Source organism: Bradyrhizobium sp. 45, from assembly GCF_023073155.1.
GTDB lineage: Bacteria > Pseudomonadota > Alphaproteobacteria > Rhizobiales > Xanthobacteraceae > Bradyrhizobium > Bradyrhizobium canariense_D.
Genome location: NZ_JADPIX010000008.1, coordinates 1 through 18,283, shown reverse-complemented (window position 1 = coordinate 18,283; position 18,283 = coordinate 1). Strand labels below are relative to the sequence as shown.

General features: G+C 60.5%; 17 protein-coding genes. 16 read left to right on the top strand and 1 reads right to left on the bottom strand.

The window, feature by feature from the left end:
* Positions 1 to 23: 23 nt before the first annotated feature.
* On the bottom strand, positions 24 to 2,318 hold the full coding sequence (locus IVB42_RS01495; protein ID WP_247391878.1) for an FdhF/YdeP family oxidoreductase: 2,295 nt from the start codon (positions 2,316 to 2,318) through the stop codon (positions 24 to 26).
* A 317-nt stretch (positions 2,319 to 2,635) separates the two neighbouring features.
* Here IVB42_RS01495 and fdhD point away from each other — a divergent pair, with 317 nt between their 5' ends.
* The 16 genes from fdhD to IVB42_RS01415 all read left to right on the top strand — a co-directional run.
* Positions 2,636 to 3,493, top strand: coding sequence for a formate dehydrogenase accessory sulfurtransferase FdhD (fdhD, locus tag IVB42_RS01490; RefSeq protein WP_247391875.1), 858 nt, complete (start codon positions 2,636 to 2,638; stop codon positions 3,491 to 3,493).
* A gap of 144 nt (positions 3,494 to 3,637) precedes the next feature.
* Entirely contained in the window at positions 3,638 to 4,003 is a 366-nt protein-coding gene (locus IVB42_RS01485; RefSeq protein ID WP_247391873.1) for a hypothetical protein, read from the top strand.
* A 198-nt stretch (positions 4,004 to 4,201) separates the two neighbouring features.
* A complete protein-coding gene (locus IVB42_RS01480; protein ID WP_247469630.1) occupies positions 4,202 to 5,977 on the top strand; it encodes a thiamine pyrophosphate-requiring protein in 1,776 nt (591 codons plus the stop codon).
* Positions 5,974 to 7,071, top strand: a complete 1,098-nt coding sequence (locus IVB42_RS01475; RefSeq protein ID WP_247391868.1) for an enolase C-terminal domain-like protein — start codon at positions 5,974 to 5,976, stop codon at positions 7,069 to 7,071. The genes IVB42_RS01480 and IVB42_RS01475 overlap by 4 nt, the downstream gene beginning before the upstream one ends.
* 127 nt (positions 7,072 to 7,198) lie before the next feature.
* Positions 7,199 to 8,008: a hypothetical protein gene (locus tag IVB42_RS01470; protein WP_247391865.1), complete on the top strand. Its 810-nt coding sequence runs from the start codon at positions 7,199 to 7,201 to the stop codon at positions 8,006 to 8,008.
* A complete protein-coding gene (locus IVB42_RS01465; protein WP_247391862.1) occupies positions 8,001 to 8,669 on the top strand; it encodes a gluconate 2-dehydrogenase subunit 3 family protein in 669 nt (222 codons plus the stop codon). Before IVB42_RS01470 ends, IVB42_RS01465 begins: the two co-directional genes overlap by 8 nt.
* Positions 8,659 to 10,314 carry a GMC family oxidoreductase gene (locus IVB42_RS01460; protein WP_247393484.1) on the top strand — a complete coding sequence of 552 codons (1,656 nt, stop codon included), beginning with the start codon at positions 8,659 to 8,661 and terminating at the stop codon, positions 10,312 to 10,314. Before IVB42_RS01465 ends, IVB42_RS01460 begins: the two co-directional genes overlap by 11 nt.
* 10 nt (positions 10,315 to 10,324) lie before the next feature.
* A complete protein-coding gene (locus tag IVB42_RS01455) occupies positions 10,325 to 10,765 on the top strand; it encodes a PPC domain-containing DNA-binding protein (RefSeq protein ID WP_247391856.1) in 441 nt (146 codons plus the stop codon).
* Positions 10,762 to 11,148 (top strand): sensory rhodopsin transducer, encoded by a 387-nt coding sequence (locus IVB42_RS01450; protein WP_247391854.1) that lies wholly within the window; start codon positions 10,762 to 10,764, stop codon positions 11,146 to 11,148. Before IVB42_RS01455 ends, IVB42_RS01450 begins: the two co-directional genes overlap by 4 nt.
* Positions 11,149 to 11,160: 12 nt before the next feature.
* Positions 11,161 to 12,216: an SDR family oxidoreductase gene (locus tag IVB42_RS01445; protein WP_247391849.1), complete on the top strand. Its 1,056-nt coding sequence runs from the start codon at positions 11,161 to 11,163 to the stop codon at positions 12,214 to 12,216.
* Positions 12,217 to 12,225: 9 nt separating this feature from the next.
* Complete coding sequence (locus IVB42_RS01440) at positions 12,226 to 14,007, top strand: glycoside hydrolase family 15 protein (RefSeq protein ID WP_247391846.1); 1,782 nt, start codon at positions 12,226 to 12,228, stop codon at positions 14,005 to 14,007.
* Positions 14,008 to 14,104: 97 nt separating this feature from the next.
* On the top strand, positions 14,105 to 14,881 hold the full coding sequence (locus IVB42_RS01435; protein WP_247391842.1) for a Crp/Fnr family transcriptional regulator: 777 nt from the start codon (positions 14,105 to 14,107) through the stop codon (positions 14,879 to 14,881).
* A gap of 125 nt (positions 14,882 to 15,006) precedes the next feature.
* Entirely contained in the window at positions 15,007 to 15,729 is a 723-nt protein-coding gene (locus IVB42_RS01430) for a DUF4396 domain-containing protein (RefSeq protein WP_247391787.1), read from the top strand.
* A 141-nt stretch (positions 15,730 to 15,870) separates the two neighbouring features.
* The gene (locus IVB42_RS01425; RefSeq protein WP_247469629.1) at positions 15,871 to 16,860 is read left to right on the top strand and encodes a mechanosensitive ion channel domain-containing protein; all 990 of its coding nucleotides are present in this window, start codon (positions 15,871 to 15,873) and stop codon (positions 16,858 to 16,860) included.
* 142 nt (positions 16,861 to 17,002) lie between these two features.
* On the top strand, positions 17,003 to 17,761 hold the full coding sequence (locus IVB42_RS01420) for a ZIP family zinc transporter (protein ID WP_247391781.1): 759 nt from the start codon (positions 17,003 to 17,005) through the stop codon (positions 17,759 to 17,761).
* 227 nt (positions 17,762 to 17,988) lie between these two features.
* Positions 17,989 to 18,283, top strand: a 295-nt coding sequence (locus IVB42_RS01415; protein ID WP_247469628.1) for a transposase, incomplete at its 3' end; no start/stop codon positions are given.

Below are 18,283 nucleotides of genomic sequence, written 5' to 3'. Positions count from 1 at the left end.
TCGGCCCCCTTCCGCGCCATCGCTCACGCGCGGATTCGGACCGGCACCGATTTAGCGGCCGGCGTCTTCGAATGGATGTCGTGGTGCGAGAGCGGGATCAGGGGGTTCATTTCCGGGTAGTAGGCCCCGACGCAGCCATCCGGCAGTTTGAACGGGGTCACCTTAAGAGGACCCACCTCGCGCAGGATGCCATCCTCCGCGTCGCTGACGAGGGAAACCATTTGGCCCTCCTGAAGTCCGGCGCGTGCGATTTCATCGGGATTCATCAGCAATACGTCCCGCGTGCCCTCAATGCCTCGCATCCGATCGCTGTAGCCGTAGATCGTCGTATTGAACTGGTCGTTGCTGCGCATGGTCAGCAGCCGGAAGCGGCCGGGCGCATCGGAAAAGCCGGTCGAGGTGAGGGTTTCGGGCGCTGTAAACTCTGCCTTGCCGCTCTCGGTCTTCCAAATCCGTTCGCGGGCTGAATTGCCACGATAGAACCCGCCCGGCGTGAACATCCGCGCATTGAAGTCGTGGAATTCGTCCGGATAGGTCTCGGCGATCTCGTTACGGATGAGATCGTAGTTGCCGACCCATTCATCCCATTTCAGTTTGGGATTGGGGGGCAGGGTTGCTTTGGCCAGACCTGCGACGATCGCCACCTCGGATCTCAAGTGCTCGCTGGCGGGCTTGCGCAACCCGATCGAGCCCTGGATGCAGCTGAACGTATCCTCCATGGTAACCGCCTGCTGGCCGCTTGCCTGTACATCTTCTTCGGTTCGACCAAGGCACGGCAGCAGATAGGCGGCCTTGCCGTGCACCAGGTGGCTGCGGTTGAGCTTGGTGGCAATCTGGACCGTCAGCTCCAGCCCTCGCCAGGCCGCTTCCATCTTCGATCGCTCCGGAATGGCGCGGACAAAATTTCCGCCGAGGCCGACGAACGCTTTGACCTTGGCGGCGAGAACGCCCTCGCATGTCTCAACGGTGTTCATGCCCTTCTCGCGCGGCGGTTCGAACCCGAACTGCTTGGCGTATTTATCGAGCGGAACCAGTTCGGGCTTTTCCGAGATGCCCACGGTGCGCTGACCCTGGACATTCGAGTGTCCACGCACGGGCGAGATGCCGGTGCCGTCTCTCCCGATGTTTCCCTTTAGAAGCAGCATGTTGACGAGCATCGCCACGTTTTGGAAGCCGTGTACGTGCTGGGTCAGGCCCATGCCGTAGATCCCGATCACGCGATCAGCCTCGACGTAGACCTGCGCGGCGCCCTCGATAACCGAACGGCTCAGACCGGATGCGATCTCGATCTCGTCCCAGGACGTCGCCCGGACCCTGGCTTCGAACTCTTCGAAGCCATGTGTGTGCTGCTCGACGAAGGGAGCGTCGATCACACGTTTGCCCTGCTGCTTGGCCGCGTCGTCGGCCGCGAAGACGTGCTTGCAGATTCCCACAATGACCGCGATGTCGCCCCCCACCTTCACTTGATGGTACTGGCTGCTGATTTGTGTGGCCTTGCCCGTCAGCATCTCTGTCGGATTCTGCGGATTGATGAAGACTTCGAGACCCTTTTCGCGGACGGGGTTGAACGTAATGATCTGGACGCCGCGCTTGGCAGCGTCCTGTAGGGGATGAAGGAAGCGTGGACTGTTCGACCCGGTATTTTGCCCGAAGAAGAACATCGCATCGCAGTTGCTGAGGTCGTCGAAGACCACGGTCCCAACGCCCGCCCCGATCAGCTTCTTGAGAGCGACTGAGGTCGTTTCGTGGCACATGTTGGAGCTGTCTGGCAGGTTGTTGTTGCCATAAACCCGCGCGAACAGGGCATAGAGGTAGGAGGTCTCGAGGCTTGCGCGGCCCGATGAATAGAATACGACCGATTTCGGATCGAGCGCCCTCAATTGCGATCCGATGGCATGAAATGCCTCGTCCCAGGAGCAGGGAACGTACTTATCAGTGGTACTGTCGTAACGCAGTGGATGTGTCAGGCGCCCCTGCTGCTCGAGGTCATAATCGCTCCATGACAGCAACTCGGTCACGGTATGCTCGGCAAAGAAGTCCGGCGTACAGCGGCGCGACGTCAGCTCCCAAAGGGTCGCCTTGGCGCCGTTCTCGCAGAATTCGAAGGCATGATAATCCGCAGGTTTGGCCCATGAGCAGGAAACGCACATGAAGCCTTTCGGCTTGTTCTGCCGACGGAGGGTGTTCAAGGCCGCGGGCGAATCCCACTCCTTGCCGAAGATCCGCGCTATTCCTTTCAGGGACCCCCATCCGCCAGCTGGGCCGTCGTATTCAACCGTGTCTGGAGTGTGGTCACCAGCTTCGTTGGGTCGCGCCATGATCTTGCTTCTCTTCGGGAACCGGCCAGCCTGTGCATCGGCAACGTATGTTCCCCGCGCGGGTTCCTGAGCAGCGGCTTCTCGGCGGGACGGCGGCTTGAGCGGCAAGCGCGTGAAAAAACTCAGCACCTGCAAGACCATCGACGGACGGGCGACACACGCATTCTCCGCTCAGGAAATCTGTGCGCGGTGCCGTACCAAGGGAATGGTTTTGATCGCGCGATGTTGAACAGCGGGAGCGGGGCCCGACAATGGATGATGGCCAGGGAACGCGGCCCGATGGCTGAGGTTGCCAGAAGCCAACCTCGGAGCGGGATATGCAGGATCGTTGTACGCGCGACAAACCAGAGCTGGTGTGGCGCGGGCGTAGCCCGATTCCATCCTCTCGCAAGGTCGCAGAGGAACGGCCGATAGCGCTCACGTACAACGGCTCGACTTACGCGGTGATGATGGCCTCTCCCGTTGACCTCGTGGATTTCGGCGTAGGCTTCAGCTTGAGCGAGGGCATTGTGGAGCATGGTGGGGACATCATCAGCATCGAAGTCGTCGAGCTCGAGCTCGGTTGCGAAGTGCGGATCTGGCTAGACGATTCCTATGGTGACCTCCTCGCCAACAGGCGGAGGGCGATGGTCGGGCCGGTCGGCTGCGGCCTGTGCGGAATTGAAAGCCTAGAACAGGCTTGCCCGCGGCCGACGCGCGTGGTCAGCGAGGGCGGGTTTCGCCCCTTCGACCTTCTGGAGGCGATGCGCTCCTTGCGACCGCTCCAACATCATAACCAGGCGACGGGCGCGATGCACGCTGCGGCCTTCTGGGACGGCCATGACATCCGATTGGTAAGGGAGGATGTCGGACGCCACAATGCACTGGACAAACTCGCTGGTGCGGCGGCCAGAGCCGGCCTCGAAACGTCCCGGGGGGCTGTCCTCATAACCAGTCGGGTCTCCGTCGAACTGGTCCAGAAGACGGCCCGAATGGGCGTGCCGTTGCTCATCGCCGTGTCCGCGCCGACTTCGCTGGCGATCGAGACCGCTGAGCGTGCCGGCGTAACGCTCGTCGGGGTCGCGCGCGATGATGGCTACGAAATATTTAGCCACGCAGGCCGACTTAGCTTTGGAGAGGAAGAGTTGGAGTCCGCCGCGCTGGCCGGCTCTGAATTGCTTTCCGCGAGACCTTAAGAACCAGCTCCGTCCCAAAGAACGTCGTATGCCTTCGTCCGGTCTCGTACCGACATCGCATCGCTCCAACTCCTTGGGTCGGAACGTCTGAAGCCCTCCGGCGCTGTGGTGGTATTCCGTCCAACAAAACCGAAGGAGACAGCGATGAAGACCACGCTCTTGGCGGCCCTGTTGCTCGCCGCAACGGTTTCCGGTCCGGCGCTCGCGCAAAGTGGCACTAACTCCACGAGTACCTCGCAGTCTGCCGCAACCTCGGCCCAGACTACGGCAGCACAGAAAATTCAGGATGATCTTAAGAAGGCAGGCTTCACCGACATCAAAGTCGTGGCCGAATCCTTCGTTGTTCAGGCCAAGACGAAGGATGGCAACCCCATGGTGATGACCATCGGTCCTCATGGCATGTCGGTGTTTGAAGCGATGAACACGACCACGACTGGATCTGGCTCGGCAAACAAATCTCAGGGCACCACCGGCTCCAGTCCGTCGAACGATGGCGCTAACTCAAAATAGGTTCCCGCACCCGCGCCGAACATTGCGGTTCACCAGAACGAGCCCGCGATGTTCGTCAGGTGGTGCGAGCATCGATGAGCAAAGCTGATGCGTACGCGAGCGTACGAACATCCAGGGCACGATCAGGCAAGCTCCGAAACGTTCTGATTGTCTGATCGTTGCTCCAGCGCAGCGCGCGAAAGGCCATGAGAAAATCCAATGAACGTCAGCGAATTTGTTTGGCATCGGCTCTCGGAATGGGGTTTGAGCCGGGTGTATGGGTACCCGGGTGACGGCGTCGGAGGACTAGATGTCGCCCTCGAACGCGCGAAAGACAAGATCGAGTACGTGCAGGTCCGGCACGAAGAGATGGCGGCCTTCATGGCTTCCGCTCACGCGAAGTTCACGGGGCAGGTGGGCTTTTGCTATGCGACCTCTGGGCCTGGCGCAATTCACCTTCTCAACGGACTGTACGACGCCAAGATGGACCACGTTCCGGTGGTTGCGCTCGTCGGCCAGCAGGCAAGGAGTGCAATCGGGGCGAGCTATCAGCAGGAAGTCGATCTGCAAGTCCTGTTTCAGGACGTCGCCGAATACGTCGCGCAGGCAAGCGTCCCCGAGCAAGTACGTCACCTGATCGATCGGGCCGTACGCATTGCAGACAACAAGCGCGCCGTCACCTGCGTGATCCTGCCCAAGGACGTGCAAGAGTTGGACTACCAGGACCCGCCTCTCGCACATGGTGCGACCCACACCGGCATCGGCTATGCCGAGTCGGCGAAGCAGCCGCGAGACGATCTGGTACGCGCGGCCGCCGAGATCCTGAACAACGGTAGTAAGGTTGCCATGCTGGTTGGCGCGGGGGCACTGGATGCCACCGATGAAGTCATTGCGGTGGCCGAGCGCCTCCAGGCCGGGGTGGCCAAAGCCCTGCTTGGAAAGGCAGTCCTGCCGGACGATCTCCCCTTTGTGACGGGTTCCATCGGATTGCTCGGCACAAAGCCCAGCTGGGACCTCATGAAGAACTGCGACACCTTCCTGATGGTCGGCTCGGCGTTTCCTTACAGCGAGTTCCTGCCGAAGCCCGGATCGGCGCGCGGCGTTCAGATCGATATCGACGGCGCCCGGTTGGGCCTGCGCTATCCGATGGAGATCAACATCGTTGGAGATAGCTCTAAAGCCTTACAGGCACTGCTGCCACACCTTCAGCAGAAGCAAAACTCGTCGTGGCGACGGGCCATAGAGGAAGGCGTGCAAGAATGGTGGCGCACGCTCGAGAAGCGCGCCATGGATTCAGCGGAGCCCCTCAATCCGCAACGTGTATTCTGGGAACTCTCGCCCCGTCTGCCTGAGAACGCGATCATAACCGCGGATTCGGGGTCGGTCGCAAATTGGTATGCCCGCGATCTGAAAATGCGCCGGGGAATGAAGGCGTCGCTTTCCGGAGGTCTGGCTTCTCTCGGTGCGGGGACACCTTACGCCATGGCCGGCAAGATGGCTTATCCAGACCGGACAGTGATCGCGTGCATGGGCGACGGCGCCATGCAAATGAACGGACTTAACGTCCTGATCACGATCTCGAAATACTGGCAGACATGGTCAAATCCACACCTGATCGTCCTTGTTCTCAACAACCGCGATCTCAATCAAGTCACGTGGGAGGAGCGGATTCAGCTCGGGGCAGGAAAGACGCTATCGACCCAGAGTATTCCGGACTTTCCGTATCACCGCTACGCCGAGCTGATCGGCCTCAAAGGCATCTTTGTCGACGATCCGGAACGCGTCGGTGCCGCCTGGGATGAAGCGCTGTCGGCGGATCGTCCCGTCGTGCTCGAGGCGTACACGGATCCAAACGTGCCGCCCCTGCCGCCCCACATCACCCTGAAGGATGCCAAGAACTTCATAAGAATGATTCCTTCCGAACCGGAGCTTGGCAGCGTTCTGAAGAACAGCGCCAAGGAGCTGCTGACGACCGTCCTACCCGGGAAGGAATGATGGCCGATCTCTCCATCGATGCTGTAAAAGCGCGCACCTTCCAAGTTCCAACCGATAGGCCCGAGGCGGACGGGACCATGAGTTGGAATTCCACGACTCTCGTCGTGGTCGAAATCGCCGCCGGCGCCAAGTCAGGGATCGGCTACACGTATTCCGATCGCAGCATTGCCGCGCTGATCGCAGGCAAGCTCGCGTCGATCGTCCGTGGCAAGGATGCCTTGGCACCTCAGGCCGTCTGGAGGGCGATGCAGCGCGCGGTCCGCAACCTGGGTCGCGACGGTCTGGCTGCAAATGCGATCTCTGCCGTCGATTTAGCTCTCTACGATCTGAAGGCGCGGCTCCTGGATGTGCCGTTGGTTCAATTGCTCGGAAGCTACCGTACGACTGTCCCGATCTATGGAAGCGGAGGCTTCACGACTTACTCTGACGGCGAGCTGGCCCGGCAGCTCGGCAGCTGGGTTGCCGACGAAGGGTGCAAGGACGTCAAGATGAAAGTGGGCTCCGAGCCGGACCTCGATCCGCACCGCGTGCAGGTCGCATGCCGCGCGATTGGCGAGCGCGCCAATCTCTTCGTCGATGCAAACGGCGCCTACTCGGTGCAGCAGGCGCTTCAGCTTGCGGATGCATTCGGGCAGCACGGCGTCAAATGGATCGAGGAGCCGGTGTCATCCGACGATCTCAAAGGTCTGCGCGCGGTTCGCGCCCGTGCCCCGGCAGGCATGGAAGTCGCTGCAGGCGAGTATGCCTATACGACCGACTATGTGCGCGAGATGCTCGAATCCGGCGCCGTGGACGTGCAGCAAGCGGATATTACACGGTGTGGCGGCGTGACGGGTTTCCTGCAGATAGCCTCGCTTTGCGAGGCGCACCACATCGACCTGTCAGGTCATTGCGCACCCGCTCTGCATCTTCACGCCGCTTGCGCGGCGCCGCGGCTGCGGCACCTGGAATGGTTTCACGACCACGTTCGCATCGAGCACATGCTCTTCGAGGGCGCGCCGACGCCACGTGATGGGGCGATCGAGCCCGACCTGGCGCGACCAGGGAATGGTTTGATATTCAAGGAAGCGGACGCTGCACGCTATGCGATCTAACCGAGCCGAAATTGAGAGAGCGCGCCGTGTCCCCCACGTCGCGGGAAGCAAAGCAGAGCGCGCACGGGTGCAATCGTCGTTAACTCGTCCGGCCTCGCGTCTGAGATGGGGCGAGACAGAGACCGTCATGGCGGCGCGGCGGTTGAATCGAGCGGCGGGTACGCTGGCTGCATCGGTGCTTGCAGACAGTGCCGTTGAGCATTACCGGGGGTCGTTCAAGAACAAGGCGATGTTCACCCCGCTCGTCGTTGCCGGGCTGACACTGGCCATGAGCCTGCACGGCACGGCTGACATGCGTCCGGCCGCGCATAGAGCACGCGATACATCGTATCTGTTGGCAGCTGCCACTGGCCTGCTTGGAACCGGCTTTCACATCTACAACGTGAGGAAGAAGGTGGGCGGGTTTAGCTGGCAAAATGTCTTCTACGGGGCCCCCCTCGGAGCTCCCATGGCTATTCTGCTTTCCGGGCTGTTGGGCTTCTGCTCGGAACGGGTGCGCGCCAATGGACGTCAACGACCTCACCGGGTGTTCAACCTTCCTGCGGGCGAGACGGTCGCTACCGTAACTGCGCTGGGCCTGCTCGGCACCACGGGAGAAGCAGGTCTGCTCCATTTTCGCGGTGCCTTTCACAACCCCTTCATGGCCGTTCCCGTCACTATCCCGCCCATCGGGGCCGGTTTGCTCGCCGGTGCCGTGTTAAACGGCGGAGGGCGGACGCGCGGCCTCGCGCGATGGTGGATGCGATTGCTTGCCGCAATGGGTTTTATCGGCGTTGGCTTCCACGCGTATGGAATCTCACGAAACATGGGAGGCTGGCGCAACTGGAGCCAGAACATTCTCAATGGACCGCCCTTGCCGGCGCCCCCCAGTTTTTTAGGCCTTGCACTGGCGGGGCTCGCGGCGCTCGAACTGATGAGAGAGGCGCGGGATGCTTGACAGGAAGGCGGAGCGCCGCGCTGGGGACCCTTACCCTGGCTACGACGTCCTTGCGAAATGGCGGAGCCCGTCCTGGAATGACAAGACCCGGCAGGTGGTGGCAGCTCGCCTGAGGGTAGCTGACGAGCCGCGCTTTTTCACCAGGGAAGAATTCGAAACCCTCGCCGCTGTCGCCGACCGCGTCGTACCGCAACCTTCATCAAGATCGCCGATTCCCGTTGCTGCGCTGCTTGACCGAAAGCTCGACGATGGTGTCATGGACGGTTATCGGACCGCCGGTCTGCCACGCGACGACGAAGCTTGGCGAACCGGGCTGAAAGCTCTCGATGCGGAGGCGCGGGCCCGCTATGTGAATCGCTTCACGGAAATCGATGACCCCGAGCAAGACTCTTTGCTGCGCTTCTGCGAAGCTGGGGAGTTGAAATCACCCGAATGGGCGGGCATGCCGTCGAGAACCTTTTTCAAGCACCGACTTCTGCGCGACATCGTTCTGGCGTATTACGCACACCCGATCTCCTGGAGCGAGATTGGCTGGGGCGGACCGGCCAGTCCGCGCGGCTACGTGCGCCTCGATTTCAACGATCGGGATCCGTGGGAGGCGGCCGAAGCAAAGCCGGGTCGCGAGGCTGACGCTCTGAGGGTCAATCGCAATGTCCGATGATCCCCGGCACACTCCCCGCGCACGCCACGGTCGCGCGCCCGACGTCTTCCGGCCCGGCGGCTGGGTGAGCATGAAAGGATATGCCGACCACGAAACGGTCGACTTCGTGATCGTCGGGACGGGCGCCGGCGGTGCGACACTCGCCTGCAAACTGGCCGAATACGGCTTCTCGGTGGTTGCCCTGGATGCCGGACCCTACTTTCGCCCTTTGGAGGATTTCGCCTCCGACGAGTCCGAGCAAACCAAGCTTTATTGGACCGATGATCGTATCGTCGATGGCGACAATCCCCTGCAGCTCGGAAGCAATAACAGCGGCAAGGCCGTTGGGGGCTCGACGGTGCATTTCGCAATGGTGTCGCTTCGGTTCCGGCCGGAATGGTTCAAAGCAAGGACCAAACTCGGATACGGTGCGGACTGGCCCATCGATTGGCGCGAGATGTGGGCTTACTATACGGAGGTCGAGCAGGCCCTCAAAATATCCGGACCTGTCAGCTATCCTTGGGGGCCGCCGCGTCCGCGCTATCCCTATCGCGCCCATCCGCTCAACGCTGCAGCCCGCGCGCTCGCGCGCGGCTGTGAAGCCCTCGGTATTGCCTGGACGGAAACACCGCTTGCAACCCTCTCTGCGCCGCGTGGTCTCGCGCATCCCTGCGTCTATCGCGGCTTCTGCGTGACCGGTTGCTCGACCAATGCTAAGCAAAGTGCCCTTGTGACCTGGATTCCGCGCGCTCTGTCTGCCGGCGCCGAGATTCGCGATCTCGCCATGGTCGGCCGGATCGAGACCGACGCGGATGGCCTCGCCGCCGGTGTCCATTATCACCGTCAAAACAAGTGGCACTTCCAAAAGGCACGCAACGTGGTGGTGGCTGGCTATGCGATCGAAACGCCGAGGCTCTTGCTGAATTCGGCAAACAACAAGTTTCCTAACGGCCTGGCAAACAGTACCGGACTTGTTGGCAAGAACCTCATGGCACAGGCAAACCAGGCCGTGTGGGGCGAGATGGACGAAGAAGTTCGCTCGTACAAGGGACCTCCGTCCCTGGCAATCACCGAGCACTGGAATTACGAGGACGAAGGGAAGGACTTCTTTGGCGGTTACGCCTACATGAGCCAAGGCCCTTTGCCGCAGCTCTGGGCCAACACACAGGCAACGGCGCACGGTCTGTGGGGAGCACGGCTGGTCGAGGAGATGAAGCGCTACAATCACGTTGTCGGCTTGAAAATCGTGGGCGAGATGCTGCCCCAAGAAAACAACCGCGTCACTCTGGCGGACGAACTAGATCAGTACGGGCTCAGAATTCCGCGCGTGACCTATTCCTGGTGCGACAATGACAAGCGCCTGATCAATCATTCGATCGCCTTCATGAGCCGAGCTCTGGGCGCAATTGGCACCAGAAACATTTGGGTCCAGGAAGACGACACCTGTCACCTCAATGGAACGGCCCGGATGGGCGATCGACCGGACAGCAGCGTTGTCAACGCAGATTGCCGCAGCTGGGACATCCCCAATCTGTGGATCTGCGATGGCTCCGTTTTTCCCACCGTGGGCGGCGCGAATCCTTCCCTCACGATCCAGGGAATTGCATGCCGCACGGCAGACCGAATCCGTACCCTGTCCCGACTGGGAGAGATCAGATTGAACTAGGAGGATGAGGATGAGGCACAAGCTTCTCAATGACGGCCCGCAGCGAACTTTTGCGGTCGTCCTCGACAGCGGCGATGAGGCGATGGAAAGCCTCAAGTCGTTTGCGGCAGAGCAGCGGCTTTCTGCAGCGCAAGTGACCGGCATCGGAGCATTCAGCGGTCTGATGCTGAAATACTTCGATTGGGAAAGTAAATCTTACCTCGAGAACCGTGTGGACGAACAGGTAGAAGTTGCCTCGCTTGTCGGTGATGTCGCGGTTTCGCCTTCGGGCGAACCGTCCGTGCACATTCATCTTGTCGTCGGCCGGCGCGACGGTACGGCTCTCGCCGGCCATCTGGGATCGGGCTGGGTGCGTCCCACCCTCGAGGTGATCGTAACCGAAAGCCCCACGCATCTTCAGAAGGAGCGCGACCCTGTGACCGGGCTGGCGTTGATCAAGCTGGAGCGATGACAATGCAGAGTATCGGACGCACGCTGTGGGCCATCCCAGAAGGCTATATCCCAAGCGACAGCGTAAGCGATGCGCATGATCTCGTGTCTCACGAAGCTGCTTGCTTTCTGAACGTTGGCGAGAAAGATGCCGACGTTCAGATCACTCTGTTTTTTGAGAACAGAGATCCGGTCGGCCCCTACCGGGTGAAGGTGCCAGCTCGGCGGACGTTGCATCTGCGCTTCAACGACTTGACGGATCCGGCGCCCGTCCCACGCGACACGAGCTACGCCTCCCTGATTGAAGCGAGTGCGCCGCTCATCGTCCAGCATACCAGACTGGAGTCGCGCCAACCCGGGATGGCGCTACTCTCGACCATTGCCTACCCGGCCGTGCCGCAATGAAGAGGTGTACCAATGCGAAGCGAAGAGAGCGGGCGTGAGGTACCAGGCCGATCACGCCCAGTCGTCGTGATTACCGGGGCATCGGCCGGGGTTGGACGGGCCATCGCCCATCGTTTCGGCCGCGCCGGTTACGCCATCGGTCTGATCGCCCGAGATGCGGAGGCTCTCGAAGAGGTGCGGCGCGAGATCGAGGGCGTGGGTGGACGGGCTGTCGTGATGCCTCTCGACGTTGCGGATGCCAGCGCTGTCTTCGCGGCCGCAGATCGTATTGCGTCGACGCTCGGTCCGATCGATATATGGATCAATGATGCTATGGTGACGGTGTTTTCGCCGGTCTGGCGCATGACGCCGGATGAATTTCGCCGCGTCACCGATGTCACCTATCTCGGGTTCGTGCACGGCACGATGGCGGCTCTGGGCCACATGCGGCCCGCCAATAGGGGCACGATCATCCAGATCGGATCGGCGCTGGCCTATCGTGGGATCCCGCTGCAGTCGGCCTATTGCGGTGCCAAGCACGCCATTCGCGGCTTCACCGATTCGCTCCGGAGCGAGCTAAGGCACGAGCAGAGCAGGATCAACCTCGTGATGCTTCAGCTGCCGGCGGTGAATACACCGCAGTTCGATTGGGCAAGGGCGCATATGTCTCATTCCCCCCGGCCGGTGGCGCCCGTGGTTGAGCCCGAGGTGATCGCGAATGTCGTATATGATGCGGCTCAAACGCCCGCCAGGGAGTATTGGATCGGTTTCAGCACTCTCAAGGTGATTTTCGGCAACATGATCCTGCCAGGGCTGCTGGACCGCTATCTCGCCCAAACCTGTATCAGCGGTCAACAGACGGATCGCCCAATAGACGGAAGCCGGCCGGACAATCTCGACCGGCCGCTGCATGGTCTCCATCGTATGAGGGGCAGCTTCGATTCGGAAGCGACCAACAGAGCGTTCGTCGGGTCTGCGAGCATGCTGCGACTTGCTCCATTGGCGGCGCTGCTGGGGACGGTTGCACTGGCTCTGACTGCACAGAGGCGCGCCTCTCGCAGGCGTGAACGCAATGTGCGGTTTGGATGAGTGCTTCCCGTGGCGGTGAAGCTCATCGAGGACTACGGCCTGATCGGAGACGGCCAGACGGCGGCCCTTGTTCACCGTGACGGCTCGATCGATTGGCTGTGTTGGCCGCGCTTCGATTCGGATGCGTGCTTTGCGGCGCTACTCGGTACGAGCTCACACGGATGGTGGAAGCTCGCACCGGTCGATGCCATCACTTCATCCAGCCGTCGGTATCGAGACGATACCCTCGTCCTGGAGACGGATTTCGTGCTGACAACGGGCCATGTCCGGCTGATTGATTTCATGCCGGTTGAGAACGACGCCTCTGCCGTAATCCGGATTGTTCGGGGCCTTGCCGGGATGGTCAGCTTGCGCAGCGAGCTGGATCTTCGCTTCGACTACGGGTCGTTGAGACCTGCCCTGGAAATCGGTCATGATCGAGCCGTGGCGTTCGTGGGTCCCGATCTTGTCGTTCTACACGCGCCGACGCGGGTTTCGCAGCGGGGCACGTGCATCGTTTCGGAAGTGGAGGTGAGTGAAGGCGAAGAGATCGCGTTCTGTCTGCGATATGGCAGCGCAACTGCGGCACCACCTCCGCCGATTGCGGCGGACGCAGCGCTGCGATCGACAGAAGAATATTGGCGCAGCTGGATCGCGAAGTTCACGATCAAAACGCGATGGCCCGAGGCCGTCAGGCGCTCGCTCCTGACCCTTAAGGCGATGATCTATCGCTCTACAGGCGGCATCATTGCCGCTCCGACTACCTCGCTTCCAGAGGCGCCCGCCGAGGACCTGAACTGGGATTACCGCTATTGCTGGTTGCGTGATGCGGCGTTTACGATAACCGCTCTGCTCGACGCGGGGTATCACGAGGAAGCCAAGGCATTCCGCGACTGGCTTCTCCGGGCCGCTGGTGGCGAACCCGAGAAGATCAGGATCATGTACCGGGTGGACGGCTCGCGGCGGTTGGAGGAGTGGACCGCATCCTGGCTACCCGGTTATAGAGGAGCGAGGCCGGTCCGAATTGGCAACGCCGCCGCCGCCCAACGGCAGCTCGACGTCTACGGCGAACTGCTGGATGCGGTGGCTGCGGCGGCGAAGGCAGGCATTGCCCCGACCGACCGTGAAGGCAATCTGGTTGCGGCCGTGATCGCTCACGTCGAGCGGGTCTGGAACGAGCCCGACCACGGTCTGTGGGAATCGAGAGGGAATCCGCAGCACTACACCTATTCCAAAGTCTCTGCATGGGCCGCGGTGGATCGGTTCGTCCGCCGTGGGGATCTCTACCAATCGGCAGACGGCGGCTTTGTTAGGCGAATGAATGGACTTCGGGACCGGATGCATCGCGAAATATGCGAGAAGGCGTTCGACTCTGAACGACAGGCGTTCGTGGAGTATTACGGATCTGACGGAGTGGATCCGAGTTTGCTCAATCTTCCGCTTGTGGGTTTTTTACCAATCACGGACCGTCGCATCGACAAGACCATCGCGACGATCGAGCGCGAGCTCGTACATGAGGGCTACGTCCACCGCAGGACGTCGGATGGGATTCGTGAGGGAGCATTCCTCACATGCAGCGGATGGCTTGCGGAATGTCAGCTTATGCAAGGCAGGCGGGTGGAAGCGGAGCGCACCCTTGAGCACCTCTTGCGGGCGCGAAACGAACTGGGACTTCTGGCCGAGGAGTTCAGCGTTCGTAATCGACGCCTTGCCGGCAACTTCCCGCAGGGATTAAGCCATTTGGCATTGGTCCGAGCAGCCCTTCGGTTCGAGCAGAAGGCCTCAAACCGGGGTGATGGACACGGACAATAGTTGTAATCCTGAAAAAGGAACCGCCGATGACCCGATGCGTATTCTTCGCAGACCTGTGGACGGTTCCGATCGATCCCGGGGTGCGGGGAGCACAGCAATGCAGGACGGTCAGGCGACAGGCCTAGTTCCGACATCGACTGCACCTGAAGGCCGCGTTCGCCCCTTGGCAGCACGTAACAAGCTGCTGCGCTGCATCCCAGAAATGGAGCTGACAGTGCTCCGGTCGATCGGGATGGATGTCGAACTCAAGCCGCGTCAGGTCCTTCACCATTGGCGCTTGCCGATGGAATATGTCTACTTTCTTGGCAGCGGTCTGGTATCGGTCTCGGCGAAGGTCGATGACGGGCGCTTCGTCGAGGCTTGGCTGGTTGGCTCCGAGGGAATGATCGGCGCCCCCTGCGTTTTGGCGCCGGAGGATCCGATGCCGCCGCACCGTCGGGTCGTTCAGGTGGGCGGAACGGCACTGCGAATTCCGACGCCGGCCTTTCTCGCCGCGCTTGACGATCTTGGGGCCCTTCGTGGAGTGATCCTCTCCTACATCAATCTTGTCTTGTTTCAAACGTCACAGGTGGGAGCCTGCAACTCGCTCCATTCCGTCAAGCAGCGACTTGCCCGCTGGCTTCTGGTCGCGGCAAACGCAATGGACTCTGGAGAACTGTCGATCACGCATGCTGTTTTAGCTCAATTACTCGGGATTCGTCGGGCCAGTGTCAGCGAATGTCTCGAGACGTTCGAACAGGCCGGCATCATCCGCAACACCCGAGCAGCGATAGCTCTGGTCGACCGGGCTCGACTGGAGCATTTTGCCTGTTCGTGCTCTGGATTGATACAGCGCGAGTATGATAGGCAGATCGGCCGCCGTCTGCGGAGTTGAACATCGAATACGACTTCTGCAGAGAGCTCGCTCGCGATAAAGCTCTTGATCCTGCCCAACTCCAAGGCTCGACTTGAACGAAAGCGATCTTCAGAACGTTTGCTTCTCCGAGCAACGGAGGAGCCATGATTCCAATTTGGCTTAGAGATATGGCGCTGGCTAGTCTGGCCGTCGGACTTGTTTGCGCGATCGTAATCGTGATCGACCTGATCCGGCATCCACAGCGCATGTGGATCATGAATGTCGTCTGGCCAGTCAACGGTCTGTTCGGCACCGTACTGACCTTGTGGATGTACTACCAATTTGGGCGGCTTGCAGCGCGTGATGCGGCTGAGATAAATGAGCACTCCGATAGCAAGAAGGGCACTCCTTTCCCTGTCATGGTTGCAAAAGGTGCCATGCACTGCGGAGCCGGATGTACTCTCGGGGACATCATCGCTGAAACCCTTGCGCTTGCGTTTCCGGTGATTGCAATCTGGGCCGGATGGAAAAGCCTCTTTTCAGAGAAGATGTTCGCCATCTGGGTGGTGGATTACCTGTTCGCCTTCGTGCTCGGCGTCGCATTTCAGTACTTCACGATCAAACCGATGCGCGGCTTGTCACCGGGCGCAGGAATCGTTCAGGCCGTGAAGGCAGACACTCTCTCACTGACTGCCTGGCAGATCGGTATGTACGGCTTTATGGCAATCGCGCAGTTCGCGATCTTCAGGAATCTCTTCGGGGTGAGGCTCGAGCCGTCGATGCCAGAGTTTTGGTTCATGATGCAGATTGCGATGATCGCGGGATTTTTCACGAGCTACCCGGTAAACTGGTGGCTTGTAGAGGCAGGCGTCAAGGAACGCATGTAGGGCGCTAAAGGATGAACTCCGCTCGTTCGTCCCTAGCTTTCCTGAAGTTTCCAGTTGCGGATTGTGGCCGACAAGCTCCCGAGGAACCCAGCGGCTTCCGGGGCGTCGTCACAGCGTCTTCAATTCGCCATGAGAGCAGAGGTGGAGTCCTCAAACGCACCTGGGTTCAGGCTTTTCGGTGTCCCTCTGATCGGCGCGACGCCCGAAAACGCACATAAGCTGCTCTTGACGATAGGTCTGGTAGGGTGCGTGCTTGCGCTCGGGTGGGGACTGCGTAAGGTCATCGCGCTCGGGCAAGGACTGGTCAATTGGCACGGAGTCCTGTTTTGGGTACGGCAGGGGATCAATCTCGTGCTTGCTGTGACCCTCGTTTTCGGTGTGCTCTCGATCTGGTTTGATGATCCCGCGCGACTCGCTACGGCCGCTGGCCTTCTATCGGCTGGGCTCGCTTTCGCTTTGCAGAAGGTCATCACAGCAACGGCAGGATACTTCGTGATCCTAAGGGGGAGAACATTCAACCTTGGTGATCGCATCGTAATGGGAGGCGTCCGCGGAGACGTGATCGCGCTGAGTTTCATGCAGACTACCATTCTTGAAATGGGGCAACCCCCACCCGCCCAGTCGGATTCGCCTGCAATGTGGATTAGAAGCCGGCAATATACGGGGCGCATCGTGACTGTGTCGAACAGCAAGGTGTTCGACGAGCCGGTCTACAACTACACCCGCGAATTCCCGTTCATTTGGGATGAGATTAAACTGCCGGTGCGGTACCAGGATGACCGAGCAAAGGTCGAGCGGTTGCTGGTCGATGCCGCGCAGGCACATACCGCAGGTTTCAAGTCGAGGGCGGAAGAGTTCTCCGACGAGATGAAGCGCGTCTATGGGCACACGATGTCGGATTTTGAGCCCTGCGTTTACTGGCGCTTGACCGACAATTGGCTTGAGCTGACGCTTCGCTTTCTCGCTCCCGTGCACGGTGTTCGCGAGCTGAAAGACGCAATCAGCCGGGACATCTTATCGGGCCTGGATGAAGAGGGAATCTCCGTGGCGTCCGCAACTTATGACGTTGTGGGAATGCCAGCTTTGCGGATCTCGGCCGATGCTCGTCTCGGCGCCCCGCCTGCTTCTTAGGTGCGCTTCAGCCAGATCTGCTTAGGAACGCGGCTGTTCAGGTGGCGTTGCGTTCGGAGTGGCGTCGAACAGGCCGGCGAGCGGTCGACGGTCGCGGGACGTCCAGTGGTGGCTCCGCCAACGCGAGAGGCTTGATTCCTCGATGTCCCTAGCGCTCACCGCCGGCTTGTGGGGACTGTTGGGAGCCTCGTCGCTGATCGCAGGTGCTGCAGTAGCCTTTCTGCTGAAGATGCCCCGAACTGTTGCCGCCGGAATCATGTCGTTTGGTTGCGGAGTTCTCATATCGGCCGTGACTTACGATCTGCTGGAGGATGGCTTCGGTGAGGGCGGTATTTGGCCAATCGTGGGGGGCGCACTCGCTGGATCGGTCTCTTACGCTGTCGCCGACTGGATCGTCTCCCAGCAAGGCGGCCATTGCCGTAAACATTCCGGCAACGAGCAGAGAAAGGCGGGCGAAGGAGGTGGCCTCGCCATAGCCATCGGCTCACTACTGGATGGAATTCCCGAAAGTGTTGTCCTCGGCCTCGGGCTACTCAGCGGCCGAGGCGTCAGCATCGCCATGCTCGCCGCAATTTTCCTCTCGAATTTTCCCGAAGGGCTGTCCAGCGCGCTTGGAATGCGATCTGCCGGAAGGTCGGCCGGCTACATTTTCGGATTGTGGAGCGCTATTGCGGTGCTTTCCGGGTTGGCATCAATGGCTGGTGCTGCGTTTCTGGGCGGCGCGCCGCCGGCAGTTGTGGCGACGGTCGACGCGGTTGCAGCGGGCGCACTGCTGACGATGGTCGTCAATACGATGATCCCCGAGGCGGTCGAGGGCGATCGCAAACTCACGGGAGTACTGGTCGTTTTCGGACTCCTGGTGGCCTTTGCGCTTTCAAACGGTTTTGGTCCGCCCGACTGAACTGCCAAAGTGGTGGTGCGGATTAACCATCATGAGGGCCGTTCATCGTCCCTGACGTCGTCGTCCGTGAACAAGGCACTAAGCGATTGAGCAGGAGTCAGTTTTCCGGTTGCGGCGGCATTTGAGATTGCAGGGATTGGGGGCTTGAGGCCCCCAAACCTTGCAATTTTCGTTTGTGGATTCCCTTTCGCTGCGGACCATGATTCTGTGGTGCATCGGAGGGGCCGATGCGACCGAAGAAGCACAGGACGACGGGATCGAACGATCTGTTCCGGGCGCGGCTGGACCAGATCATCAATCTGAAGCACGAGTTGGTTCTGCTTGCCGGCAAGATCGATTGGGACTGGATCGACGGCGAGATCGCGCCGCTCTACAGCGAGAACGGCCGGCCCGGGATCGAGACCCGCTTCATGATCGGGCTGTTGTTGCTCAAGCATATCTACGGGCTGTCCGATGAGGGGGTGTGCGAGCGCTGGGTCCACGACCCTTATTTCCAGTTCTTCACCGGCGAAGATTTTTTCC